The following is a 24,104-nucleotide window of genomic DNA, read 5'->3' on the forward strand; positions in this document are numbered from 1 at the left end:
CGGGTAGTCGCCGGTATGACGAGTGTGATCGCGCGTACCGAGGACCGGAAGCGCCTGGTGCGCCGGCTCGCCGGTGGTGGCCGGGGCTTCGCCGAGCAGTACGGCTTCCGGGTCACCAACAATCCGTCCAGCCTGTTCCAGCTGCTCTGCCTGGCGGTGCTGCTGGCCCGCCGGGGAGACTTCCGCCGGGCCCTGGACGCCGCCCACGCCCTGCCGGACAGCGGCTGGGACAGCGCCGCCCGGCTGGCCCGCTCGCTGCACGCCGACCGGGTACGCGTGCTGCGCGAGGCCGGTCAGCGCGGCGACGTCGACGCGCTGGCCGACCTGCTCGGCGACCTGGCCCGTACCGTCGTCGAGCGCTACCGCGGCGACCTGCGCCGGTTGCGCGCCACCGCCGGACACGACCCGGCGCGGGAGCGGGCGCTGCTGACCGCGCTGCCCGGGGTGGACGCCCAGGTGGCCGACCTGTTCCTGCGCGAGACGCAGGCGCTGTGGCGGGAGGTGGCCCCGGTCGCCGACCGGCGGGCCCTCGTCGCGGCCCGCCGCCTCGGCCTGGGGCGCTCCGCCGACGACCTGGCCGAACTGGCCGGCAGTGGGGAGTCGGAGCGGCTGGCGTGGCTGGTCGGCGCGCTCGCCCGGGTGGACCTGGAGCAGCGGTACGCCGAGGTGTCGCGGTGAGGCGCCGCCCACACTTGGCCGAAAATCAGCCGTACGGAGGATGCCGTACCGTATGGTGGTCGTGGCAGTGATGCCCGCCCGGTTCGGGTGAACATCCACCGCCTGGCGGTACGCGACCCGGTTCGGGCGTGGACCCGCCAGCGACAGGTACGTGTGGCGCCCCAGGTCGCGGTTCGTGGCCGGGGGCGCCCGCCTGTTGCGCCCCGTCAGCGGGCCAGGCCGGCGAGCAGGTTCACCGTCGCCGCGATGATGATCGCGCCGAACAGGTACGACAGCAGCGCGTGCCGCAGCACCGTCCGACGCATCTCATGACTGGTCAGGTTCGTGTCCGAGACCTGGAACGTGGCCCCCACGGTGAACGCGACGTAGGCGAAGTCCGCGTAGCAGGGCTGTCCCGGCTGGTTGAACTCGATGCCGCCGTCCGGGCCGGTGTAGTACAGCCGGGCGTACCGGGTGGTGAAGACGGTGTGCACCACGCACCAGGACAGCAGCACGCTCGCCATCCCCAGCGCGCCGTACAGGTCCCGGGACAGCACCGGCTGCGCGGTGCGGGCGCCGATCAGCACCAGGGCGACGGCCAGCAGGCTGGCCAGGCACGCCACCAGCAGCAGCACGTCGCGCACGGCCCGGTTCGGGTCCTCGTGCACCGCCAGCTCACCGGTGCGCCGGGCGTCCAGCGGCCACAGCGTCCGCCAGACCAGCACCAGCCAGCTCACCGCCGCCGCGTCCCAGCCGACGAGCGGGCCGAGGCCGGGGGAGACCAGCGCGGCGAAGAGCCCGCCGACCACCACCCCGACCACGCCCATCACGGTCAGCTGGACGGCGGCCGGGGTGTGCCCGTGCGGTCCCCGTGGCATCACCTCCGCCCTCCGGGTCGCCCGCCGTCCGCCGCCGGCGCGCTGCCCGTGGTCACCGCAGGCGGGTCAGATGCCGCGCAGGTGCTGGGACACCCGCGGGTGCCGGTCGCGGGCCTGGGCGGCCCGTTGCGAGGCGTCGACCTCCGGCGCGGCGTCGATGCCGGCCGAGCGGGCCACCTCGGTGCCGTTGGCGTAGTCCACCGGGGGCAGTGCGCGCAACGCCTGGAGCACCTCCGGCGGTGCGCCCTCCCGTTCGGCCTCGCGCACGACGTCGTCCTTCTCCGCCGGGTAGTCCAGGCTGGACAGGTACTGCAGGACGTCGGTGTAACTCGCCATGGCGTGAGCTCCCTCGCCGCCTCGATATCCGGTCACGACCGGCGGCGGTTACCCCCTCGGCCCGGCCTCACGCGCCGTCCGGGCGGAAATTCGCGCCGTTTCCGGCCCCGCGCGGCGGGTACGCGACCCCTCCGACGCCGAAGGGAGCGCGCCCCGATGAACTACGACACCTTCGTCGACCAGGTGGCCCGGCGGACCCGGGTCGACTCCGAGCGGGCCGTGGAGTTGATCCACGCCACCCTGGAGACCCTCACCGAGCGGCTCACCGGGGGGGAGGTGCTCGACCTCGCCACCCAGCTGCCCACGCCGCTGCAACTGGTCCTCAAACCCACCCCGAGCACCGAGGCGGCCGACCGGTTCGGCGCCGCCGAGTTCGTCGCCCGGGTCGGGCGGCGGGCCGGGATCGACGAGATGGCGGCCCGTGACGCCGTACGGGCGGTCTTCACCACCCTGCGCGAGGCGGTCAGCGGTGGTGAGTTCGACGACATGGTGGGCCAGTTCCCGCGCGACTACCGGGAGATGGTGGAACCCGCGCTCGCCCCCGGCGCGAGCGTGCTGCGCCGCGCCTGAGCGCGCACCGCAGGGGTGGCGCGTGGGCCAGCACACAGCCGTTGACCAGGGCAACCAGATGGTGTGCCGGATTGGCGGGCGGTCTGAGCCTGCCCTAATCTGGTCCGCACGAGGGGAGTACTTCCCACGAACCATGCCGGTCAGTACGGCGTGCTCCAGGCACGCCTCGGGTGGTTGCCCACGAAGTGTGGGTGAAGGAGACCTCGAACATGGCACGGTGTTCGAGGAGGCTCCATGACGGATGTGTCGTACCTGGCCGCCGATCTACATTCGGTCGGCACGCCCACGCTCTGGGCGGTCACCATCGCGGGCGTGCTCGCCCTGCTGGTGCTCGACTTCCTGGTGACCCGCCGCCCGCACGAGGTCTCGATCAAGGAGGCCCTCGGCTGGTCGGCGTTCTACATCGCGCTGCCGCTGGCCTTCGGCGCCTGGGTCTGGTCGCGCTGGGGTTCGCGGCAGGGAGTGGAGTACCTCACCGGTTACCTGGTGGAGAAGTCCCTCTCGGTCGACAACCTCTTCGTCTTCATGCTGCTGCTGGCCGCCTTCGCGGTCCCGTCCGTGCTGGCTCAGCGGGTGCTGCTCTTCGGCATCACCGGCGCGTTGGCGCTCCGCGCGGTCTTCATCGCCCTGGGCGCCGCCGCCCTGCAGACCCTCGACTTCGCCTTCCTGCTCTTCGCCGTCATCCTGATCGTCACCGCGGTCAAGCTGCTGCGCGACGCCCTCTCCGGGCACGAGCAGGAGGTCGACATCAGCAAGATGCGGTCGGTGCGCCTGCTGCGCAGGTTCATGCCGGTGGTGGAGGAGTACCACGGCACGAAGATGATCGTCCGGCAGAACGGGAGGCGGGCGCTCACCCCGCTCGCGCTCGTGGTGGTCGCGGTCCTCGCCACCGACGTGGTCTTCGCGGTCGACTCGGTGCCCGCCGTCTACGGCATCACCGAGGACCCGTACCTGGTCTTCGCCACCAACGCCTTCGCCCTGCTCGGCCTGCGCGCGCTCTACTTCGTGCTGCACGCCGCGCTGAGCCGACTGGTCCACCTCAGCTACGGCCTGGCGGCCATCCTGGCCTTCATCGGCGTCAAGCTGGGCCTGCACTGGGCGCACGGCATCTGGGAAGGCGTGCCCGAGATCCCGACGCTGGCCTCCCTCGGCGTCATCATCGGCGTCCTGGCGGTGGTCACCCTCACCAGCCTGCGCGCCACCCGCGACCATGCCCCCGGCAACCGTGAGGTGGTCGCCGAGCGGCGCTGACCCGGCGGCCGTCCCGGTCGCCGCCGGGGGTACGGGTGAACGCCTCCGCCTGGCCCGTCGCCGCAGGCTGCCACCCCACCCCGTGCGGACCCCGCCTCCGCACCCGCACTCGCCGATCTTGGACAGTTGCCGTTCCCACCGAACGGAAACTGTCCAAGATCTCACCGGCCCGCCGTCGCCGACGAGCCGTGCTCCCTCCCGCGCGCCGACCGCCGCCGGGGCCGTACCGTGGCGCCGCCATATCGTTGGACAACACGGCGGACGCCCGGCGAGAGTGGCCCGTCGTGAGATACCTGCGCATCGCCGGCACCGTCGGCATCCGCCGTCCCCGCCCCACCGACGCCGCCGAGTTCGTCGCCGCCGCCCGGCGCAGCCGCGAGCTGCACCATCCCTGGCTCGCCGCGCCGGACACCCCGGAGAAGTACGCCGCTCACCTGGCCAAGGCCCGCCGCCGAGACCAGCAGAGCTTCCTCATCTGCGACCGGCCGAGCGGGCAGATCGCCGGCTACGTCAACATCAGCGGGATCATCATGGGCCCGCTGCGTGGCGGGTTCCTGGGCTACGCCGCGTTCCTGCCGTACGCCGGGACCGGACACGCCTCGACCGGCATCGGGCTGGTGCTGGCGTACGCCTTCGACACGCTCGGCCTGCACCGGGTGGAGGCGAACATCCAGCCGGGCAACGAGCCGTCGCGGCGGGTGGCCCGCAAGCTCGGCTTCCGGCAGGAGGGGTACTCGCCGGACTACCTGTTCATCGACGGCGCCTGGCGCGACCACGAACGCTGGGCGATCACCGCCCCGGCGTCCGACGGGTGAGCGCCGGGGCGGCCCGTACGGCAACCGCCCCGGCTCTGCTCAGCGGCCCGGCCCGCGCGCCTGCTGGCGCTGCCCGCCGAGCCGCTCGATGCGGCCCTGCTTGTGCTCCACCCGCCGGCGCTGTCGGGGCGTGAGCTGCTTGCGCCCGCTCTGCCGCAGGTAGATCGGCTGTCGCTGGTCGTTGGACATCGGCATGGTCATGCGGCTGTCCTCCCTCCGGGCTGGAGATGGCGGTGGACACCACGCTGCGCCGGCGCCGGGTGAGACGACCCCACCCGGACGGGGTGAGCCGGGCGAGGCGGCGATCGGTCGCCGCCTCGCCCGGGTGTCAGATCCGGGAGGTGAAGGCGGCCAGGAAACGGTGCGGGGTGACCACCCCGGCGTTGTCGAAGCAGTTCACGTCCACCTCGGCGTCGAGCGCGTACGACCACGGTTGGGTCAGGTGGCAGTAGGTCGACCCGCTGCCCTGCGCCACCACCTGGACGTGCGTCTCCTTGGCCCCGAGCTGCTTGAACGTCGCCAGGTAGCGGCCGGCCGGCGCGATCGCCACGACGGTGTTGGCGCCGACGCCGAGCACCGAGTTGTCGTTGGTCGGGCCGCCGACGGCGGTGCCCAGGTGACCGAAGCGGGTGGGCGGGGCGAACGAGCCGATCACCGACCGGTCCCGGTGGTACGACAGGGTGAAGTCGCTGTCCGCCGGCGCGCCGGTCTGGTCGAAGCAGTTGACGTACACGACCACGTCGGTGCCCGCGGCGAACCACTGCAGGACCTTGCACCGGCGCTGCGCCGCGTTCGGGTGCACGGCGGTGACCTGCACGTTCCCGGCGAGCACACCGGCCAGCCCGACCCCGGGCAGCTTCACCGAGTACTGCCCGAGCAGCAGGTGGGCGGCACCGTTCGCCGCGCCGGTCGAGTTGTACGACTGCGCCACCCCGCCGCCGGCCTGGTGGACCCAGGCGTGGGAGGTGCCCGCCGGCAGCACTCCGGAACTGGTCGTCCAGAGCACGGTGAACGGGCTGTCGTCGCGTTCGCCGCCCGGCTTGTGGCACTGCACGTCGACGATCTGGTCCGCCCCGGACTGGTACCAGCGGACCACCTCGCAGTAGTGACCGGTCCGGTTCACCGGGGTCACGTGCGGCACTCCGCGAGATCCGGTGCCGATCTGCGGGAACCGGACCAGGAAACGGCCCGGTGCGATCTTGGCGCCCTGTGCCCAGGCGGCGGGGAAGGCCGTCTTCCAACTGCCCCACTGCCGGCTGGTGTCGAGCACGGTCCAGGCCGGCACGGTCGGGTCCTTGACGTACGCGAAGCCCCACCGGTCGGCGGTGGCCGCCGCGGCCGGGGCGGCCGCGACCGCGCCGACCGCCAGGACGGCGGCGAGCGTGGCGGCGGCGAGCGAACGGAGTCGCATGTTTCCTCCTGTGACGAGAGCCGGGTCGCCCAGGAGCGTGCCGCGGCGTCGCACCGGTCACTGTCGGCTGTCACGCCGTGACGTGTCGGGAGTCCGCCGCTGTCAGACGTACGTCATTAATCTATTGTCCTCGATGCATGGATTTCACCCGGACCGGGTGATGCCCGGCTCGCCCTCGGCCCTCCTACGGTGGGTGCCATGGCTGCCGTCCGCCCGACCCCGGTCGACCCCATCCCGGGCGTGTCCGTCGCCGACCGCGACACCGGCGAACAACGTGCCATGCCACCCGAACTCGGCCCGGACTCGATGGCCGTGCTCAGCGGCCCCACCTTCATGTTCTCCGACCGTGCCGGGGACGTGCCGCCCGGCGGCATCGGCGGCCTGGTCCACCTGGACACCCGCCTGATCAGTGGCTGGGTGCTCACCATCAACGGCCACCGGTTGCTGGTGCTGCGCGCCGAGACCATCGACCACTACTCCGCCCAGTTCATCCTCACCAGCCCCGAGCTGCCCGGGCTCGCGCCGGACACCGTCGGCGTGCGCCGGCTGCGTTACCTCGGGCAGGGCTTCCACGAGCGGATCGAGCTGCTGTCGTACAAGACCAGGCCGTGCACCATCGAGCTGAGGCTGGCCGTCCGCGCCGACTTCGCCGACCTGTTCGAGATCAAGTCCGGGGTGCGCGACCGGTCCGACTCCATCCTGCGACAGCACACCCCGCAGCAGCTCCTCTTCTCCTACGACCACGAGGACTTCTCCGCCTGGACCACGGTGCGCTGCTCGATCCCCGCCGACCGGGTCGATGGCGACGACCTGGTGTGGCAGGTGAAGCTCCAACCCCGCCAGCAGTGGCAGCTCGACCTGCGCGTGCCGTTGCCCCCCGGGATGGGCGTCGTGGAGACCGGTCGCGCCGACTTCGCCGAGGTCGTCCACGGCCGCCGGGACGACCCGATCCGGCGCTGGATCGAGACCCGGGCGAGCCTGCGCAGCGACCACCCGAGCCTGGAACGGGCCACCCGGCAGTCCCGCTACGACCTGGCCGCGCTGCGGCTGGACCTGGAGGTCAGGGGCCAGCGCATCATGCTGCCCGGCGCCGGCCTGCCCTGGTTCCTCACCCTCTTCGGCCGGGACACCCTGATCACCGCCTACCAGACCCTGTCGGCCGGGCCGATGCTGGCCCAGGGCGCGCTGATAGCGCTGGCCCGCCTACAGGGCAGGCGCTGCGACAACTTCACCGACGAGGAACCGGGGCGGATCCTGCACGAGGTACGCAGCGGTGAGCTGACCCGCACCGGCCGCAAGCCGTACACCCCGTACTACGGCACCGCCGACGCCACCCAGCTCTGGCTGATCCTGCTGTCGGAGTACTGGCGCTGGACCGGCGACGACGACCTGGTCCGGGCGCTGCGGGACAACGCCCTCGCCGCGCTGCGCTGGATCGACCAGTTCGGCGACCGGGACGGCGACGGCTACGTCGAGTACGCCACCCGCTCCCCGGAAGGGCTGGGCAACCAGTGCTGGCGCGACTCCCCGGACGGGGTCCGCTTCTCCGACGGCCGGATTCCGGTGCTGCCCATCGCCACCAGCGAGGTCCAGGGCTACACGTACGACGCGAAACTGCGCCTCGCCGAGCTGGCCGACGGTCCGCTGGGCGACCCGGCGCTGGCGGCCCGGCTGCGCGACGACGCCGCCCGGCTGTACGAGCGGTTCAACCGGGACTTCTGGCTCGACGAGCGCGGCGGCTTCTACGCCGTCGGGCTGGACGGCGACAAGAACCCGATCGATTCCAAGACCTCGAACATGGGCCACCTGCTCTGGAACGGCATCGTCCCGCCCGAGCGGGCCGAGCGGGTGGTACGCCAACTCCTCGCCCCGCACATGTTCTCCGGCTGGGGCATCCGCACCCTGTCCCAGGAGGACCAGCCGTTCAACGCCCTCGGCTACCACCTGGGCACGGTCTGGCCGCACGACAACTCCCTGGCCGTGCTCGGCATGGCCCGCTACGGCTTCCGGGCCGAGGCGAACCGGGTGAGCCTGGCCCTGCTCGACGTCGCCGACCAGTTCAACCACCGGTTGCCGGAGGCACTGAGCGGGTACCCGCGCGACCGTACCCTGTTCGCCGTGCCGTACCCGACGGCGTGCAGCCCGCAGGCGTGGGCGGCCGGCACCCCGCTGGCCCTGGCCCGGGCGATGGTGGGCCTCAACCCGGTGGACGGCCGGCTGGTGCTCGACCCGGACATCCCGCCGGAGGTGGGCCGGATCCACGTCGAGAAGGTCCGCGCGTTCGGCCACATCTGGGAGATCGAGGCGATCGGCCGGAGCGGGCACGTCCGGCTCCAGGGCGACTCGGCCTGACCGGGCCACGTTTGCCGGGGCATGCGATGGGAACGGCAGCGGGCATGACGAAACCTCGTGTGGTGATCGTGGGGGCCGGGTTCGCCGGTTACCACGCGGCGAAGACGTTGAGCCGGCTGGCCCGCGACCGCGCCGAGATCGTGGTGCTGAACTCCACCGACTACTTCCTCTACCTGCCGCTGCTGCCGGAGGTGGCCGCCGGCGTGGTGGAACCGACCCGGATCTCGGTGCCGCTCACCGGCACCCTCGACGGGGTGCGGGTCGTCGTCGGGGAAGCCGATCACGTCGACCTGCGCAACCGCTGGGTGGGCTTCACCCAGCCCGAGGGCGACCGTGGGCGGATCGCGTACGACCGGCTGGTGCTCTGCGTCGGCAGCGTCAACAAGCTGCTGCCGATTCCCGGGGTGACCGAGTACGCGCACGGCTTCCGCGGCCTGCCCGAGGCGGTCTACCTGCACGACCACGTGATCCGCCAGATCGAGCTGGCCGAGCAGGCCGAGGACCCGGCCGAGCAGCGGTCCCGGTCCACCTTCGTGGTGGTCGGCGCCGGGTACACCGGCACGGAGGTGGCCGCGCACGGGCAGCTCTTCACCGACCGGCTCGTCGCCCAGCGGCCGCACCTGAAGATCCGGCCGCGCTGGATGCTGCTCGACGTCGCACCCCGGCCCCTGCCCGAGCTGGACGAGCGGATGTCCGAGACGGCGGACCGGGTGCTGCGCCGCCGGGGCGTGGACGTGCGGATGGGCACCTCGGTCGCCGAGGCCACCCCGGACGGGGTGATGCTCACCGACGGCGAGTACGTGCCGACCTGCAGCCTGGTCTGGTGCGTCGGCGTGCGTCCCGACCCGTTCGTGGCCGAGCTGGGCCTGCGCACGGAGAAGGGCCGGCTGGTGACCGACGAGTACCTCAACGTTCCCGGCTTCCCCGAGGTGTACGCCTGCGGCGACGCCGCCGCCGTGCCCGACCTGACCCGCCCCGGCCAGATCTGCACGATGACCGCACAGCACGCCCAGCGCCAGGGCCGGCTCGTCGCGCACAACATCGCCGCCTCCTACGGGCAGGGCAGGCGCAAGCCGTACAAGCACCACGACCTCGGCTGGGTGGTGGATCTCGGCGGCAAGGACGCGGCGGCGAACCCGCTCAAGCTGTCGCTGTCCGGGCTGCCGGCCAAGGCCGTCACCCGGGGCTACCACCTGCTGGCCATGCCGGGCAACCGGGCGCGGGTGGGGGCCGACTGGGTGCTCGACGCCGCGCTGCCCCGCTCGGCGACCCAGTTGGGACTGGTGCCGGCGCACGCCGTACCGCTGGAGAGCTCGTCGCCGGAGGTACCGGTGCGGGTGCGGGCGTAGGGCGTGGAACCGGCCGGCGGGATCACCCGCCGGCCGGTCCGGCGTCCGTGCCGGTGCTGCCGGGCCGGCGTGGACGGCCCGTCCCGGACAGGGACTTCGACTTGCCCCCGGGAAAGGTGTCGACGGCTCAGCCGGTCAGCGAGGCGTCGGTGGCCGGCCGGGCTCCGCCGACGAACGCGTCCAGTTCCCCACCGTGCAGCACTCCGCCCGGCACCGGGTCGGCCGCCACCCGCCCGGCGAGCCGCCGGACCGGCAGGCGGCCCGGGCGGTGGGCCGCGGCGAGCACCACGTTGCCGTACCGGCGGCCCCGCAGCATCCGGCGGTCGGCCAGCAGACAGACCTCGACGAAGACCGCCCGCAGGGTCGCCACCTGCACCCGGGTGAAGACCAGCGGCGGCAGGTCGGTCACGTTGACCAGGTACACCCCGTCGGGGCGCAGTGTCCGGGCGACCTCGGTGACGAACTCCCGGCTCGCCACATGGCCCGGCATCCGCGCGGCCCGGTAGATGTCGGCGAGCACCAGGTCGTACCGGTGCGCCGGGGCCGCGGTAACCGCGGCCCGGGCGTCGGCGATCTCGACGTGGACCTGCGCCGGCAGCGCCGGCAGCTCGCGGGTGACCAGGTCCACCACGGCAGCGTCCCGTTCGACGACCCGCTGCGTCGACCCGGGGCGGGTCGACGCGACGTACCGGGGGAGGGTCAGCGCGCCGCCGCCCAGGTGCAGCACGTCGCGGGGCAGCCCGGCCGGGGCGGCCAGGTCGACCACGGCGGCCATCCGGCGCACGTACTCGAAGTGCAGGTGACGCGGGTCGGCCACGTCGACGTACGACTGGGCCACGCCCCCGGCGAGCAGGATCCGACCGGATCGGCGGGCCGGGTCGACGACCAGGTCCAACCGGTCGTCGGCGGCGCTGTCCATGCGCGGCAGGCTAGCGGACGCCCCGTCGCCCGCCGCCCGGGCCGGCACCGACCCCGGCGGCGGCCGGGCCGGCGGGCGCCCGCCCACCGGCCCGGGTGACATCGGCTCAGCCGGCGGCCATCCCCGCCCCGGCCTCGTCGATCGCGTCGTCGATGCGGTGGGCCAGCTCGACGTCCGCGGCGGTCACCGCGTCGACCTGCTGGCTGCGGATGGTCAGCACCGCGTTGTCCGGATCGGGCCGGCCGATCTGCGGCCCCCGACCGGTCTGCGCGCGGAGCAGGTCGAGCCGGTCGAGCACCCGGTCCAGGTTGCCCGGCGGCAGCTCGATGGCGCGCACCAGCGACCGCCGGTCGCTGGACCAGTACGGCAGGTCGTCCAGCGCGGCGCGCAGCTCCGCCTCGCTGAGCGGGGCGGTGGCGCTGGACGGCCCCACCAGGCCCCCGCCGACCTCGGCCGGGCCGAGCAGGTCGCGCAGCCCGTCCGGCACGTCCAGCGACCCGACCAGCTCGCCGTCGTGCGCGGCGAGCGCGGCGAGGGTCGCCTCCGCCTGGTAGCGGGCCTGTTCCGGGGAGCGCCCGCTGATCCGGCCCACCTCGGCCAGAAAGCCGGGCAGGTCACGGTGGCGCTCGATGCCGTCGACCGGCACCACGTCGTGCAGCTTCACCGGCACCGCCTCCAGCAGTCGGGCGCGTTCGCCCTCGTCCAGCGCCCAGGCCAGGGCGAGCACGGTGGCCTCGGCGCCGACCTTGGCGGTGCGGAAGTCCACCCCCGCGCGTCGGCTCACCTCGTCGACCAGTTCGCGGTAGCCCATCGCGGTCACCTCCGGCGTGCCCTGCCCCGGCTCGGGGCGGGGCCGGTTGGCCGTGGCCACCGCGGCGGCCGGCGGCACCGGTCCGCCCCGGGTGCTGTCCGGCTTGTGCCGGCCGACCGGCGCGGTGCCGGACCTTCTGCCCCGGTCCAGGCTGGTGAGCTGCTTCGAAGCGCTCAGGGTGGTGCCCGCCTCGCTCGGCTGCCGACCCTGCTCGCGGGCCTGGCGGGCCAGGGCCCGGCGGCGCTGGTTGTCGCCCTCCATCTGCTTGCGCATGGTCGCCCTCGCTCCACTGTCGGGTTCACCGTCGCCGCTGGCGTTCCCGCCGGCGCGAGGAAGGTAACGGGTGAGCCGGGTCGCCGGGGTTCACTCCTCGGGGGTGAGGGGCGCTCACCCGCCGGGGCCGCACGATCAGGCTGACCGGAAGTCTTCCGAGCAGTGCGGAAGGGAAGGTCGTCATGAAGAGGATCGTCGAGATCGTCCCCGCCCGTCCCGGTTGGTACGCCCGCTGGCAGGTCACGCCCGAGCGGACCCGGTGCTACCCGGTGAGCCTGTGGGCGCTGGTCGAAGGGCCGGACGGGTCCGGCCGCGAGGTGGTCGGCATGGACTGCGCCGGTCAGTGGCCCGGCGCGGACGACAACGAGGCGGGTGGGGACTTCGTCCGGTACCTGTTCCAGACGCCCGATTCCGGTCCACCCGAGGACGCCGAGCCGCCGTCGGCGACCGAGCTGCGCGAGAGTGGCCCCCGACTCCAGCCGGTCGCCACCACCTAGACCCTCCTCCCGGCCCCCGGCCCCTGGTCCCAGGGTCGGGGGCCACCCCGGCTCGGCGGCCGGGGCGGCTCAGCCGGCTTCGCGCGCCTCGTCACCGACCGCCGGATGCTCGACGGCGAGCAGTTCGGTGAGGCCGGTGCGGTCCAGCAACTGCTGGAGCTGAGGGCCGACCCCGGCGAGGCGGACCGTGCCGGCGCCGGCGAGCACCACGAACGCGCTCAGCCCGGAGGAGTCGCAGAGGCCGACCCCGGCCAGGTCGATCAGCAGCTCGTGGCAGCCGTCCGCGCGGGCCTCGGCGGCGGCGGCGACCAGTTCGGGCGCGGTGTCGAAGTCGAGATCGCCGGTCAGCCGCAGCCGGGCGCGCCCGGCGTCGAGCCGGGTCGCCTCGATGGACAACAGCTGAGAGGGCATGAACCCATGTTCCCAGCTTCCGGTGTCCGGGAAACGCACGGGGGGTTCAGGCGGACGCGGCGGGGCGGCCGTACGCCCCGACCTCCGGTCGTTCGCCGGTGAGCGGCCTGGCCAGCAGCCCGGTGACGCCGGTCATGTCGAGGATGGTGTCCAGGAACCGGGGCGTGGAGCGCAGCCGGATGAGGGTGCCGTTCTGCTGCCCCTCGCGCCAGGCGTGCACGATGACCGACAGCCCGGTGCTGTCGATGAAGAGCAGGTCGGAGAAGTCGAGCACGAGCACCGGCGGGCGCTGCGTCAGGGCCCGGTCGACCTCGGCGCGCAGTGGGGCGGCGGTGGTGAAGGCGAGGTCCCCGCCGACGGAGATGACCGGGGCGTCCGGATCCGACCGATCGACGGACATGCTCAGCGGAGTCGCCTCGGGCTTCCTCCCGTGGGGCACCACACGATCACCTTTCCGCAGGGCTGCCGTCGGGCAGGGGGACTTTCCGGGATCGTAACAACCACCGTCGTGCCCCGCCCGGCTCGCGGGACCGGCCTCGGCGGCAGCGTGGAGTGGCGGTACCGGGATACCGGCGTAGGGTGGGCCGAGGAGATCGGAACATACGGACCTTTACCGCGGGCCGTGGGTGTCGACACGAGGAGTGGGGCTCAGCTGGTGACTTCTGCCGACGTCAGGGGTGCCGACCCGGGCGACGGCCGGATTTCCACGCCGAGCGACGTCCGGGGGCCGGCGCGGCCCTCCGAGGCCGTGGTCCGGCCCTCGTCCGCGCTGCCGCCGCTGGCCCCCGACCGTGGGCATCCCGAGCCCGACTGGTCCGAGGTGGTCGAGCACTTCCGGGAGGGCCTGGTCGTCTGCGATCCCGACGGGGTGGTGCGCCACCTCAGCCCGGTGGCCGAACGCCTGCTGCCCGAGGTCGCCCAGGGCCGTCCGCTGACCGCCGCCGGGGTGCCCGGTCTGCGTTCCGGCGGGCCCGGTGAGTTCGCCCACCACGGCCGTCGGCTGCGGATCCGTGCGATGCCGCTCTCCGGGGGCCGTAGCTGCCACTACGTCGAGGATGTCACCGAGAGCGTCACCCGCGCCGACGCGCTGCTGGCCGAGCGGGCCCGCTCGGCCTTCCTCGCCGTGGTCGGCGAGAAACTCGGCAACCCGCTGCACCCCGACCGGGCCGCCGCCGCGGTGGTCCGGCTGGCCGTGCCCACCCTGGCCGAGGTCGCCGTGCTGGTGCTGGCCCCCCGCTCCGGGCGGGCCCGTTGGTGGCGGGCGAGCCGGGCCGACGACGAGGCGGCGGCGGTGGACAGCGGGGTGCTCTCCGCCACCGCGCTGCCCCCGGCGATCGCCGAAGGGCTCTCCGGCGTCGAGCCGCACGCCGTCGACTGGCTGGTGGAGCAGGCGGTGGATGCCGGGTGGCTGCCGGGGCTGGAGGCCAGTGAGGTCGTCGCCCGGGTGCTGCCGCTGCCGGGCCGGGAGGCCCCGGCGGGCGCGCTGCTGGTCGCCCGCCGCGCCACCCGCTGGTACGACGAGGACGACGTCGAGCTGGTGCGGGCCTTCGCCGCCCGGGCCGGCGCGGCACTGACCACGGCGGTGCTCTACCGGGACCAGGCCGAGGTCGCCGACACGCTGCAGGCGAGCCTGCTGCCGGTCGAGCCGATCACCGTCGCGGGCGTGCAGTGGGGCACGGCGTACCGGCCGGCGCAGGCGAGCCTGCGCATCGGCGGTGACTTCTACGGATCGCACCGGCTGCCCGACGGCGGCTCGGTGTTCTTCCTCGGCGACGTATCCGGCAAGGGGGTCGAGGCGGCGGTCTTCACCGGCCAGCTGCGGCAGTGCCTGCAGGCGCTGCACCGGGTGGAGTCGCATCCCGGCCGGCTGCTCAAGCTGCTCAACGACGCGTTGCTGGAGACCACCCAGGCGCACGGTCAGGGCCGGTTCGCCACGATGGTGCTCGGCGTGGTCCGGCCCCAGCGCGACGGTGCGCTCACCCTGACCATGGCCGGCGGGGGGCACCTGCCGCCGCTGGTGCTGCGCGCCTCGGGAGAGGTGGAGGCGGTGCCGCTGAGCGGAATGCTGATCGGCGTGGTGCCCGACCCGCGCATCGGCGAGGTGACCGTACGCCTGGAGCCCGGGGAGACCTGTCTGCTCTACAGCGACGGGGTGACCGAGGCGCGCGGCGGCCGGCGCGGCGACGAGCAGTTCGGGCACGAGCGGCTGGTCCACGCGGTGACCGGCTGCCACCGGGTGCCGGCGCCGGCCCTTGCCGAGCGGGTCGAGCAGGTGACCTGCGACTGGCTGGCCCACGGTGACCACGACGACATCGCGGTGCTGGCGCTGCGGGCCACCGGCCCGGGCGGGCGTCCGCCGCGGCACCTGCACGCCGTACCCGCAGCGGGTGGGCCTGCCGAGCAGAGGGAGACGCGACAGTGACCGCCCCGACCCAGGCCGACCCGGCACAGGCGTACGCGCAGTTCCTGGAGGCGCTGGCGGAGGCCGACGAGTACGCGGCGATCGACGTGGCCAGCCGGCTGCTCGACGCGCGGGTGCCGGCCGAGCGGGTGCTGCTCGACCTGGTCGCCCCGGCGCAGGCCGAGGTGGGGGAGCGGTGGGCCCGCAACGAGTGGAGTGTGGCCCAGGAGCACGCCGCCACCCACATCAGCGAGCGGGTGGTCGCGGCGGTCGCCGCGCAGGCCAACCCCCGGCCCACCCGGGGTCGGGTGGTGGTGGCGTGCATGGACGGCGAGTGGCACGCGCTGCCGCCCCGGCTGGTGGCGGAGGTGCTGCGGCTGCGCGGCTGGCAGGTGACCTTCTTGGGGGCGAGTGTGCCCGCTGCGCACCTGGTGTCGTACCTGCACCGGCACGACGCGCACGCGGTGGCGTTGGCCTGCGCGTTGCCGATGCGGTTGCCGCACGCGCACCGCATGATCGAGGCCTGCCGTCGCTCCGACGTGCCGGTCGTGGTCGGTGGCCGTGGCTTCGGCGACGACGGCCGGTGGGCCCGCACCCTGGGGGTGGCCTGGGCGCCGGACGCGCCGACCGCGGCCGACCTGGTGGCCGACGAGCGGGCGTTGCGCCGGGTGCGCCCGGCCGAACTGCCCCACCTCGCCGACGACGAGTACGCCGGCCTGGTGAAGCGCCGTGGCGAGTTGATCGATTCGGCGCTGGCCGACCTGCGCGAGCGGGTGCCCGCGGTCGAGCACTACACCCCGGCCCAGCTGGACTCGACCATCAGCGACCTGGGCTACATCGTGGACTTCCTCGCCGCCGCCCTGTACGTCGACGACGACTCGCTCTTCACCGACTTCGTCGACTGGCTCGCGCAGATCCTCTCCAGCCGGGGCGTCCCTTCCGGGGCGGTGGGGCTGACCCTCGGGCACTACCATCGGCTGCTGCGCGACTTCCCGCGCGCCGGGCGGTTCCTGGCGCTCGGGAAGGCCCGGGTCGCCGCCCGGCGTGACACCGTCCGGGGCTGACCCGGCGGTACCGTCGCGCGGCGGTCCGTTGCGTATACTTGCTCCACTGCAAGGGTCCGCCTGCGGTGTGAGCGAGAGGGACGACATTGACGTTCGTCGTCACGCACAGCCCGCGCGATGGTGGCGGGGTCCACCTGCGGCTCGTCGGCGAGCTGGACGTGAGCACGGCGGGGGAGCTGAACGAGGCGATCGACCGGCTGGCCGCCGACGGTGAGCGTCACCTGCTGCTCGACCTCACCGAGCTGACCTTCTGCGACTCCACCGGCATCGCGGCGTTCGTCCGTGGCGACAACCGCGCGGCGGCCGACGGCGGGTGGTTGCGGGTGACCGGCGCGACCGGTCGGGTGGACCGGGTGCTCCAGGTCACCGGCCTGGCGGACGTGCTGCGATACGCACCGGACACGGTGGACCCGGCGTCGCGATCCGGCCGGTGATCGGTTAGATTCCCGCCAGCGGGTGACCGAGACCGTTGTCCCCCAACCGCCCGACACGAGACAGGTACATCCCCATGGGCCCAGGTGCCGTGAACCCCGTCCGGATCCTCGTCGTCGACGACGATCCGGGTGACGTCCTGATGATCGAGGAGGCCCTGGCGGACTCCGAGATCGACAAGGTCATCGACGTGGTCAACGACGGCCAGGAGGCGATGGAGTTCCTCCGCCAGGAGGGCCGGCACACCGAGGCCCGGCGGCCGGACGTGATCCTGCTGGACCTGAACATGCCCCGGATGGACGGGCGGCAGGTGCTCGGTGAGGTCAAGCAGGACGAGGACCTGCGGACCATTCCGATCGTGGTGCTCACCACCTCCAACGCCGACAACGACATCGTCGGCAGCTACACCCTGCAGGCCAACGCGTACGTGACGAAGCCGATCGACCTGGACGACTTCAACGACGTGGTGCGGCGGATCGACGAGTTCTTCGGCCGCGTGGTCGTGCTGCCCAAGCGCACCTGAGCGACCGCGCGCCGTCGCGGCCCTCAGTTGCCGAGCATTTTTCCCGAACCCCTCCGGTGGTCGCCGGCAGCCGCCAGGATCGAACTGGGGAAAGACGTACCAGCTTCCTGGGGGGCGACAGTATGAGGTTCTCCGTCGTTGAGACCGACTACGACCAGCGGCAGGTGGATTCCTGCCTGGATGAGCTCGGGATCCGGTTGACCCGGCTGGCGGCGCGCGCCGAGGTCGCCGCCGGGGCGGGCCGGGAGTGGGACCAGATTCGGCAGGAGGCGACGCTGCTGCGCGGGCTGGTCGACCGCCAGGGCTCAGCCAGGGGTGGCGGCGCGGTCGCGGCGCGTCGGGACGCGTCGGCCGTCGAGCGGGAGGCCGCCGAGATCCTGGCGCAGGCCCGCAGCGAGCTGGACGCCGCGCGCGAGGAGGCCCGACAGGTCCGGGAGCGGGTGTACGCCGAGGCGATGCAGGCCCGGCGCGAGTTCGAGGCCGCGCTGCACGAGCGGCGTCGCCGGGAGGCCCGGGTCGACCGGATCCTCGCCGGCCTGCCCGGGGAGGCGGTGCCGGTGGACACGCCCACCGCTGCGGCGTCGACGGGCGGGGTGCCGGCGACCCGGGTCGCCACGGGCGCCTCCGAGGTGTCGGTCGAGCGGCCGGAGCCGGGCACCCGGGTGGCCTGACCACCGGGCTCAGGTCAGCGCCGCCACCACCGTGGTGGCCCGCTGCTCGTGCTTGGCGTACGCGTCGGGGAAGGCGGAGATCTGCACCGCCTGGGCTGCGGCGGTCACGCTCATGTCCCGCCAGCCGGGGACCTCGAGCAGCGCCGTGTAGAACGCCCCGGCGGCGTACGCCGGGCGCATCAGCTGGGCCACCGTGCCCCAGCCGCTGCTGGGGCGCTGCTGGAACAGCCCGACGGAGTCGTGGTCGGAGCCGCTGCCCTGGTGCGGGTGGTCGAACGACTCGGGCAGCACGTCGCTGGCCAGGTTGTAGAGGTTGCTCTCCTGCATGGCGGTGGCGATCGCGACGACCAGTCCGCGCCTGGGCACGCCCATGTCGACGCCCACGTCGACGATCACCTTGGCGTTGTCCATCTGTGCCTGGGTCAGGCCGGCGACGGGGCGGGGGCGCACGGGTCGGACCGGCTTCGGTTTCGGTTTCGGCTTGCGGGTGGCGGCCGGGCTGGGCGTCGCTGCGGGGATCGGGGTGACCGGGGCGGCGAGCGGGGACGCGCCGCGGTCCAGGGAGCGGGAGGCCCGTTCGTCGGCTGCGGCGCGCTCGGCCAGCACCTCACGCAGCGGCTCCGTACGGTGGTCGCCCTCCTGCGTCCCGGCGAACGCCACCAGGCCGAGGCAGCAGGTCACGCCGCCGGCGAGGGCGATCCGGACGGGCGTGGACGCCAGCAGCGCGCGGACTCCGCGTCGGGGCGGCTCCGGGGCCCGGTGGCGGCCGATCCTCCGTTCGCCCGAGGCGGCACCGGCTGGACGGGCAGTCCGTCGGGTCGCGGTGGACTGCTGCTCAGGGGCGTGGTCGGCAGGCACCCGCCGAGGCTAGAGAGCCGCACGGCCCGTGCCATCGGGCTGATTAGTGGCATGCGTCACAATTTGCCATGATCCGCGGGGGTAATCTCCTCGGCGGGTCATGAACCGTATCAGCCAGGCAATTCGCTCTTGTCCTGCATGTCGCTCCTGCCGGCAGCAATCCGGCGATCACCGGGTGGAGCGGCGCCCGGCAGGTGCCTCCTCCGTTCGGTGGACGGTCGTCGGACCGTACCGCCGACCCCCGACCTGGTCGGGTGACGGGGTTGCCGGCGGCCGTCGGCCGCCCTCGGTACGATGCGGACGGTGACCAGTGTCATGATCGACGAGCCGGCCCCGGCGGTCCCGGCCCGCGCCGGCGACCGGCGTGGACTCGTCGTCGTCCTGCTCGCCGGGCTGCTGGCGGCGGTGCTCGCCGGGCACCGCGCGGTGCCGAACGTGCACGGGTTCGGCAGCCTGCTCGACAGCGTCTCCCCGCTGCTGGGCCTCGCGGTGCCGGCGCTGGCGCTCGGCGCGCTGCTCCGCCGGTCCCGGCGGGCGCTGCTGGCGGTGGTCCTTCCCGCCGTGGTGTGGGCGCTCGCGCACGGCGGCGCCTGGCTGCCTCCCGCCGGCTCGGGGCCGACCGGGATCCGGGTGGCGAGCCAGAACCTCCGGGCCGGCAACCCCGATCCGGCCGCGACCGTGGCGCCCCTCGCCCGCTCCGGCGCCGACCTGATCGCATTGCAGGAGGTCGACGACGGCGACCGCCTCGGGCTGCGCCAGCGCTACCCGCACCGCGCGGCGGTCTCCACCGTGGCCCTCTGGAGCCGGTACCCGATCACGGACTCCGCCGGGGTGGACACCGGCCTCGGCTGGACCCGGGGGTTGCGCGCGGTCGTCGCCACGCCGCACGGGGAACTGGTGGTCTACGCGGTCCACCTCGGATCGGCGCGGGCCGGTGACACCGCGACCCGCGACGAGACGGTGCGGGCACTGGCCCGCGCGGTCCGCGCCGACCGCGCCGAGCGCCTGGTGGTGCTCGGGGACCTCAACACGGCCACCACCGACCGGGTCTTCACCCCACTGACCCGCCTGCTGGGCGACGCCCACGCCGAGGCGGGGCAGGGCTTCGGCTTCACCTGGCCGTCAGCGGTGCCGGTGACCCGCCCCGACCACGTGCTCTACCGGGGGCTCACCCCGACCGCGGCCGGGGTGGTCCGTACCCCGCGCACCGACCACCGCGCGGTGACCGCGGGTTTCCGCTGGTGACGACTCAGCGCCGGGCGCCGTCGGCGGGCGTGACGGTCAACCGGTGCCGGGTGGCGTCGCCGCTGGAGAAGGGCCAGATGCGGTCGGCGTACTCGACCAGGTCGGCCAACTGCTCGCGGCTCAGCCCGGCCGACGAGATCGACGCGCGTACGTCCGCCCGGTAGCGGCCGTCGTCGTCGCGGCCCAGCTTCGCCTCGGCGGTGACCTGGACGGTGTGCGCCTCGTCGGTGATCGCCCCGGCTGCCTCCACCGCCGCGTGGTGCAGGCAGGAGGCGAACGCGGCGGCCAGCAGCTGCTCGGGTTTCAGGCCCGTGCAGTGCGGCGCGAGCGGGGACGCCAGCGCGCTGGACAGGCCGCCGTCGTCGGTTCGTACGTGACCACCTGAGGCGGTGGCCGTGGCCTCATGCAGCCAGGAACTCGGATCCGGCATCACGTTCCTCCCGTCACTCACCGGCCGGGGTTCCCGGCCTCGATCGGGTGAAACGCGTGCGGACCGGACCGCCGCCGGGTCGGCCGTGGTGTCAGGCCGGGCCGGCGCGCGACCAGTCGTCGAGGGCGACCGCCTCCGTCGCCTCGGTCGCCGCCCGTTCCGTCCAGGGGGAGATCGGGGTGGCGCGGGGCCGGGGCACCGACGTCAGCATCGGCACGTACACCCGGGCGTCCACCGCCTCGGCCAGCAGCAGCGCGGCCATCAGGCTGGTCGGCCGGCTCGTCGGGTCGTCGGCGAGGCAGCGCCGGCACAGGTCCGCCACCTCCGTCGGCAGCCCGTCGATCGGCGGCAGCGCCTCGGGCGCCACCATACGACGGGCCCCGACCAGTTGGGTGGCCGTGGTCCCCGCCGCGTACGGCAGTCGTCCGGTGAGGCAGTAGTAGAGCAGGACGCCCAGGGCGTACATGTCGGCGGCCGGGGTGGCCGGATGCCGGTCGAACTGCTCCGGGGCCAGGTACGCCGGCGTCCCCAGCACCATTCCGGCGGGGGTCTCGTCCGCCGCGCCGGCCGGTGTGGCGATGCCGAAGTCGAGGACCTTCACCCCGGACGGGGTGAGCATGACGTTGGCCGGCTTGACGTCGCGGTGCACGATGCCGTGCGCGTGCGCGGCGGCCAGCGCCGCGGCGACCTCGGCGCAGACCCGCACCGCGATCCGCCAGTCCAGTGGCCCGACGCGCAGGTGCGCGGCCAGCGTCTCGCCCTCGGCCAGCTCCATCACGATGTACGGGGCCTCCTGCCCGGGTGCGGTGGCCGAGGTGCCGAAGTCGTGCACGCTGGCGACGTTGGGGTGCACCAGCCGGGCCGCGGAGCGGGCCTCCGCCCGGATCCGCTCCACCGAGGTTTCCTCGCCCTGCCGTCCGGGCGACATCAGCTTCACCGCCACCGGCCGGTCCAGCACCAGGTCGTGCGCACGCCACACCTCGGACATGCCGCCCACGCCGATGCGCTGTTCGAGCTGGTACCGCCCGTCCAGCGTCCTCATCGACCCGCTCCAGTCTGCTTCGTGCCGTACCGCCCGCTGCGCTCTCGGCGTCCCGGAGCCGGTACCCGGGGCCCGAGCTGGGCAAACCCTGGGTCCGGCTGGTGGGCCGAGCGGGCTCGCGGGTGGTCGCCGGTGCGGTAGCTTGCCAGCCAGGGCACCGGCCGACCGGCCGGGTCGGGTGTACGGGAGGGGACGGGATGGGCGCGGTGTCCGTGCGCTTCGTCGGCGGGCCGGCCCACGGCCTGCTCCGCGAGCTGCCCGCCGACCCCGACGGTGTTCCGCCCACACGGTGGATCATGCGGCACCCCGACGGTGACCCGCCACCGGGCGCCGGAGCGGACCATCTCTACGCCCGGGAGCAGCGCGACGGCACCGGGGTGTGGACCATGCGGTTCGTGCACACCTACCCGGTCGGCGCGGGGGAGTAGCTCGGCCGGCCCGCGGCGCCGGTGGTCTCCGGGACCACCGAGGCGACCAGCTCCGGGTCGTCGTGCATCGGCACCGACGAGGTCCAGGTGCCGGCCCGGCGAGCCCTCGCCACCGGCGCGGAAGCCGCCCCGGTGGCGGGGCGGGCCGGTACGGTCGGAGCCGGACCCGGTGCACGCACAGCGGGCACACAGGAGGGGCACAGGTCCACGCCAGTCCGGCGGCCCACGATGGGTGCATGGTGATGAACGGGCAGGCGGCACCGCAACGCATCGAGCTGCGCCGCCCCGACGGCGAGCCGGTCCGGGTGCTGGTGGTCGACGACGAGCCGACGCTGACCGACCTGCTCGCCATGGCGCTGCGGTACGAGGGCTGGCAGGTGCGCAGCGCCGGCGACGGTACGGCCGCGCTCCACGTCGCCCGGCAGTTCCGGCCCGACGTGGTGGTGCTCGACGTGATGCTGCCCGACCTGGACGGCTTCCAGGTGCTGCGCCGGCTGCGCGAGCAGTCCCCGACCGTGCCGGTGCTCTTCCTGACCGCCCGGGACGCGGTGGAGGAGCGCGTCGCCGGCCTCACCGTGGGCGGCGACGACTACGTCACCAAGCCGTTCAGCCTGGAGGAGGTGATCGCCCGGCTGCGGGCCCTGTTGCGCCGTTCCGGTTTCGCGGTGGCCACCCGGGAGGAGGCGGTGCTCACCGTCGGCGACCTCAGCCTCGACGAGGACAGCCACGAGGTGCGTCGCGGCGGAGACATGATCACCCTCACCGCCACCGAGTTCGAGCTGCTGCGCTACCTGATGCGCAACCCGCGCCGGGTGCTCAGCAAGGCGCAGATCCTCGACCGGGTCTGGAACTACGACTTCGGCGGCCAGGCCAACGTCGTCGAGCTCTACATCTCGTACCTGCGCAAGAAGATCGACGCCGGGCGGGCCCCGATGATCCACACGCTGCGCGGGGCGGGATATGTCATCAAGCCCGCGGAGTGACCAGGGTGGGCGCCCGCACCGGTGGCTGGCCGGCTGGTCGCTGCGCCGCCGGCTGGTGCTCGCCGTGGTCGTGCTGCTCGCCCTGGTCGGGGTCAGCATCGGTGGGCTCACCACCCTCGCCCTGCGGCACTTCCTGATCGCCCAGGTGGACCACCAGCTCACCCTCGGCGACCGCCGGCACGGCGATGACTTCCCACCCTGGTTCCGCCAGGGCGGCGACCTGCCGTGGCGGAGCGGCGCCGAGCCGCCGGCCCCCGAACCGCCACGCGGCTTCCCGCCCGGCTCGATCGCGGCCCGGACCTTCGACGGCGTCATCACCGCCCGAACCCGGGTCGAGACCGGCGGCGTGGAGCAGGTTCCCACCGCCGACGTGGCCCCGCTCGCCGCGATGCCCACGGACGGGCACCCCCACACCGTCGACCTGGGCGACCGGGGGGACTACCGGGCGGTTGCCCGTACGACCCAGGACGGCAACGTGCTGGCCGTGGCGATCCCGCTGTCCGGCGTGTCGGACACCGTCATGTGGATGGTCGTCGCCCAGGTCGGTGTGGTGACCGCCGGGCTGCTGGTGGCCGGCAGCATCGGGGCGCTGATCGTCCGGGCCACGCTGCGTCCGCTCGACCGGGTCGCCGCCACCGCCGCCCGGGTCGCCGAGTTGCCGCTGGACCGGGGAGAGGTCGCCCTCTCCGTCCGGGTGCCCGCCGCGGACACCGACACCCGCACCGAGGTGGGGCAGGTGGGGGCGGCGCTGAACCGGATGCTGGGCCATGTCGCCGGCGCGCTCGCCGCCCGGCAGGCCAGCGAGACCCGGGTACGCCAGTTCGTCGCCGACGCGAGCCACGAGCTGCGTACCCCGTTGGCCGCCATCCGCGGCTACGCCGAGGTGGCCCGGCGCGGCCGGGACCGGGTGCCGCCCGACGTCGCGCACGCCCTGCTGCGGGTCGAGTCGGCGAGCACCCGGATGACGGGGCTCGTCGACGACCTGCTGCTGCTCGCCCGGCTCGACTCGGGCCGGCCGCTCGCGGTGGAGCCGGTCGACCTGACCGCGCTGATCGTCGACGCGGTCAGCGACGCGCACGTCGCCGGTCCGGAGCACCGCTGGCAGCTCGACCTGCCCGACGAGGCGCTGGAGGTGCCCGGCGACGGCGTCCGGTTGCACCAGGTCGTGGCGAACCTGCTGGCCAACGCGCGGGTGCACACGCCTGCCGGTACCACGGTCATCACCCGGCTGGCCCGGGTGGACGACGGGGTGGAGATCACCGTCGACGACGACGGACCGGGCATCCCGCCGCAGTTGCAGGGCGAGGTCTTCGAGCGCTTCGCCCGGGGCGACAGCTCCCGCTCCCGGGAGCACGGCAGTACCGGACTCGGGCTGGCGATCGTGGCGGCGGTGGTGGAGGCGCACCACGGGAGCGTCCAGCTCCGGAGCAGACCCGGGCGCACCGTCTTCACGGTGCGGCTGCCGGGATCCCGACACCCCCTGCCCTGACCCCGGTG

At 74.0% G+C, this 24,104-nt stretch carries 27 protein-coding genes; 16 read left to right on the forward strand and 11 right to left on the reverse strand.

Going from position 1 to position 24,104, the window contains the following annotated elements; translation table 11 throughout:
• Window positions 1-15 precede the first annotated feature (15 nt).
• The gene (locus GA0070560_RS11310) at window positions 16-678 is read left to right on the forward strand and encodes a hypothetical protein (protein WP_091294655.1); all 663 of its coding nucleotides are present in this window, start codon (window positions 16-18) and stop codon (window positions 676-678) included.
• 206 nt (window positions 679-884) lie between these two features.
• Here the strand turns inward: GA0070560_RS11310 and GA0070560_RS11315 are convergent, their stop codons facing one another.
• A complete protein-coding gene (locus tag GA0070560_RS11315) occupies window positions 885-1,535 on the reverse strand; it encodes a DUF1345 domain-containing protein (RefSeq protein WP_211565809.1) in 651 nt (216 codons plus the stop codon).
• Window positions 1,536-1,601: 66 nt separating this feature from the next.
• Entirely contained in the window at window positions 1,602-1,871 is a 270-nt protein-coding gene (locus GA0070560_RS11320) for a DUF2795 domain-containing protein (protein WP_088978646.1), read from the reverse strand.
• A gap of 156 nt (window positions 1,872-2,027) precedes the next feature.
• Here GA0070560_RS11320 and GA0070560_RS11325 point away from each other — a divergent pair, with 156 nt between their 5' ends.
• From GA0070560_RS11325 to GA0070560_RS29425, 3 genes are all read left to right on the forward strand, one after another.
• Entirely contained in the window at window positions 2,028-2,441 is a 414-nt protein-coding gene (locus GA0070560_RS11325; protein WP_091294656.1) for a DUF2267 domain-containing protein, read from the forward strand.
• Window positions 2,442-2,675: 234 nt separating this feature from the next.
• Window positions 2,676-3,692 (forward strand): TerC family protein, encoded by a 1,017-nt coding sequence (locus GA0070560_RS11330; protein WP_091294657.1) that lies wholly within the window; start codon window positions 2,676-2,678, stop codon window positions 3,690-3,692.
• Window positions 3,693-3,976: 284 nt separating this feature from the next.
• Entirely contained in the window at window positions 3,977-4,507 is a 531-nt protein-coding gene (locus tag GA0070560_RS29425) for a GNAT family N-acetyltransferase (RefSeq protein WP_091294658.1), read from the forward strand.
• 39 nt (window positions 4,508-4,546) lie between these two features.
• On the opposite strand, the gene GA0070560_RS28655 is transcribed toward GA0070560_RS29425, so the two are convergent.
• A complete protein-coding gene (locus GA0070560_RS28655; protein WP_170839365.1) occupies window positions 4,547-4,708 on the reverse strand; it encodes a hypothetical protein in 162 nt (53 codons plus the stop codon).
• A 127-nt stretch (window positions 4,709-4,835) separates the two neighbouring features.
• Window positions 4,836-5,918, reverse strand: coding sequence for a hypothetical protein (locus GA0070560_RS11340; RefSeq protein WP_091294659.1), 1,083 nt, complete (start codon window positions 5,916-5,918; stop codon window positions 4,836-4,838).
• Between the two features lie 198 nt (window positions 5,919-6,116).
• On the opposite strand from GA0070560_RS11340, the gene GA0070560_RS11345 reads away from it, so the two are divergent.
• Both GA0070560_RS11345 and GA0070560_RS11350 read left to right on the forward strand, forming a co-directional pair.
• Entirely contained in the window at window positions 6,117-8,270 is a 2,154-nt protein-coding gene (locus GA0070560_RS11345) for an amylo-alpha-1,6-glucosidase (protein ID WP_091294660.1), read from the forward strand.
• Window positions 8,271-8,314: 44 nt separating this feature from the next.
• A complete protein-coding gene (locus GA0070560_RS11350; protein ID WP_091294661.1) occupies window positions 8,315-9,619 on the forward strand; it encodes an NAD(P)/FAD-dependent oxidoreductase in 1,305 nt (434 codons plus the stop codon).
• Window positions 9,620-9,746: 127 nt separating this feature from the next.
• On the opposite strand, the gene GA0070560_RS11355 is transcribed toward GA0070560_RS11350, so the two are convergent.
• Both GA0070560_RS11355 and GA0070560_RS11360 read right to left on the reverse strand, forming a co-directional pair.
• A complete protein-coding gene (locus tag GA0070560_RS11355) occupies window positions 9,747-10,538 on the reverse strand; it encodes a spermidine synthase (protein ID WP_091294662.1) in 792 nt (263 codons plus the stop codon).
• A gap of 106 nt (window positions 10,539-10,644) precedes the next feature.
• Complete coding sequence (locus GA0070560_RS11360) at window positions 10,645-11,622, reverse strand: DUF2267 domain-containing protein (protein ID WP_091294663.1); 978 nt, start codon at window positions 11,620-11,622, stop codon at window positions 10,645-10,647.
• Between the two features lie 182 nt (window positions 11,623-11,804).
• Between GA0070560_RS11360 and GA0070560_RS11365 the strand changes: the two genes are divergently transcribed.
• Window positions 11,805-12,119 carry a hypothetical protein gene (locus tag GA0070560_RS11365; RefSeq protein ID WP_091294664.1) on the forward strand — a complete coding sequence of 105 codons (315 nt, stop codon included), beginning with the start codon at window positions 11,805-11,807 and terminating at the stop codon, window positions 12,117-12,119.
• A gap of 69 nt (window positions 12,120-12,188) precedes the next feature.
• Here the strand turns inward: GA0070560_RS11365 and GA0070560_RS11370 are convergent, their stop codons facing one another.
• The gene (locus GA0070560_RS11370; protein ID WP_091294665.1) at window positions 12,189-12,530 is read right to left on the reverse strand and encodes an STAS domain-containing protein; all 342 of its coding nucleotides are present in this window, start codon (window positions 12,528-12,530) and stop codon (window positions 12,189-12,191) included.
• A 46-nt stretch (window positions 12,531-12,576) separates the two neighbouring features.
• Window positions 12,577-12,969, reverse strand: coding sequence for an STAS domain-containing protein (locus tag GA0070560_RS11375; protein WP_245675472.1), 393 nt, complete (start codon window positions 12,967-12,969; stop codon window positions 12,577-12,579).
• A 216-nt stretch (window positions 12,970-13,185) separates the two neighbouring features.
• Between GA0070560_RS11375 and GA0070560_RS11380 the strand changes: the two genes are divergently transcribed.
• The 5 genes from GA0070560_RS11380 to GA0070560_RS11400 all read left to right on the forward strand — a co-directional run bounded on the left by GA0070560_RS11380 (window position 13,186) and on the right by GA0070560_RS11400 (window position 17,621).
• Window positions 13,186-14,952, forward strand: coding sequence for a PP2C family protein-serine/threonine phosphatase (locus GA0070560_RS11380; RefSeq protein WP_091294667.1), 1,767 nt, complete (start codon window positions 13,186-13,188; stop codon window positions 14,950-14,952).
• A complete protein-coding gene (locus GA0070560_RS11385; protein ID WP_091294668.1) occupies window positions 14,949-15,995 on the forward strand; it encodes a cobalamin B12-binding domain-containing protein in 1,047 nt (348 codons plus the stop codon). The genes GA0070560_RS11380 and GA0070560_RS11385 overlap by 4 nt, the downstream gene beginning before the upstream one ends.
• A gap of 86 nt (window positions 15,996-16,081) precedes the next feature.
• Entirely contained in the window at window positions 16,082-16,429 is a 348-nt protein-coding gene (locus GA0070560_RS11390; RefSeq protein ID WP_091294669.1) for an STAS domain-containing protein, read from the forward strand.
• A gap of 89 nt (window positions 16,430-16,518) precedes the next feature.
• On the forward strand, window positions 16,519-16,950 hold the full coding sequence (locus tag GA0070560_RS11395; protein WP_425412626.1) for a response regulator: 432 nt from the start codon (window positions 16,519-16,521) through the stop codon (window positions 16,948-16,950).
• A gap of 122 nt (window positions 16,951-17,072) precedes the next feature.
• A complete protein-coding gene (locus GA0070560_RS11400) occupies window positions 17,073-17,621 on the forward strand; it encodes an ATP synthase subunit B family protein (protein WP_091294671.1) in 549 nt (182 codons plus the stop codon).
• A 9-nt stretch (window positions 17,622-17,630) separates the two neighbouring features.
• Here the strand turns inward: GA0070560_RS11400 and GA0070560_RS11405 are convergent, their stop codons facing one another.
• Window positions 17,631-18,479, reverse strand: coding sequence for a hypothetical protein (locus GA0070560_RS11405; RefSeq protein ID WP_425412627.1), 849 nt, complete (start codon window positions 18,477-18,479; stop codon window positions 17,631-17,633).
• Window positions 18,480-18,782: 303 nt separating this feature from the next.
• Here GA0070560_RS11405 and GA0070560_RS11410 point away from each other — a divergent pair, with 303 nt between their 5' ends.
• Window positions 18,783-19,724, forward strand: coding sequence for an endonuclease/exonuclease/phosphatase family protein (locus GA0070560_RS11410; protein ID WP_245675473.1), 942 nt, complete (start codon window positions 18,783-18,785; stop codon window positions 19,722-19,724).
• A gap of 4 nt (window positions 19,725-19,728) precedes the next feature.
• On the opposite strand, the gene GA0070560_RS11415 is transcribed toward GA0070560_RS11410, so the two are convergent.
• Together GA0070560_RS11415 and GA0070560_RS11420 are read right to left on the reverse strand one after the other, a co-directional pair.
• Window positions 19,729-20,154 (reverse strand): OsmC family protein, encoded by a 426-nt coding sequence (locus GA0070560_RS11415; RefSeq protein WP_091294673.1) that lies wholly within the window; start codon window positions 20,152-20,154, stop codon window positions 19,729-19,731.
• A gap of 91 nt (window positions 20,155-20,245) precedes the next feature.
• Complete coding sequence (locus tag GA0070560_RS11420; RefSeq protein ID WP_091294674.1) at window positions 20,246-21,196, reverse strand: serine/threonine-protein kinase; 951 nt, start codon at window positions 21,194-21,196, stop codon at window positions 20,246-20,248.
• 197 nt (window positions 21,197-21,393) lie between these two features.
• On the opposite strand from GA0070560_RS11420, the gene GA0070560_RS11425 reads away from it, so the two are divergent.
• The 3 genes from GA0070560_RS11425 (at window position 21,394) to GA0070560_RS11435 (ending at window position 24,096) form a co-directional block, all read left to right on the forward strand.
• A complete protein-coding gene (locus tag GA0070560_RS11425) occupies window positions 21,394-21,624 on the forward strand; it encodes a hypothetical protein (RefSeq protein WP_091294675.1) in 231 nt (76 codons plus the stop codon).
• Window positions 21,625-21,860: 236 nt separating this feature from the next.
• Window positions 21,861-22,607 (forward strand): response regulator transcription factor, encoded by a 747-nt coding sequence (locus GA0070560_RS11430; protein ID WP_091294676.1) that lies wholly within the window; start codon window positions 21,861-21,863, stop codon window positions 22,605-22,607.
• A complete protein-coding gene (locus tag GA0070560_RS11435) occupies window positions 22,585-24,096 on the forward strand; it encodes a sensor histidine kinase (RefSeq protein WP_091294677.1) in 1,512 nt (503 codons plus the stop codon). The genes GA0070560_RS11430 and GA0070560_RS11435 overlap by 23 nt, the downstream gene beginning before the upstream one ends.
• The last annotated feature ends 8 nt before the right edge of the window (window positions 24,097-24,104 follow it).

The organism is Micromonospora halophytica (genome assembly GCF_900090245.1).
GTDB lineage: Bacteria > Actinomycetota > Actinomycetes > Mycobacteriales > Micromonosporaceae > Micromonospora > Micromonospora halophytica.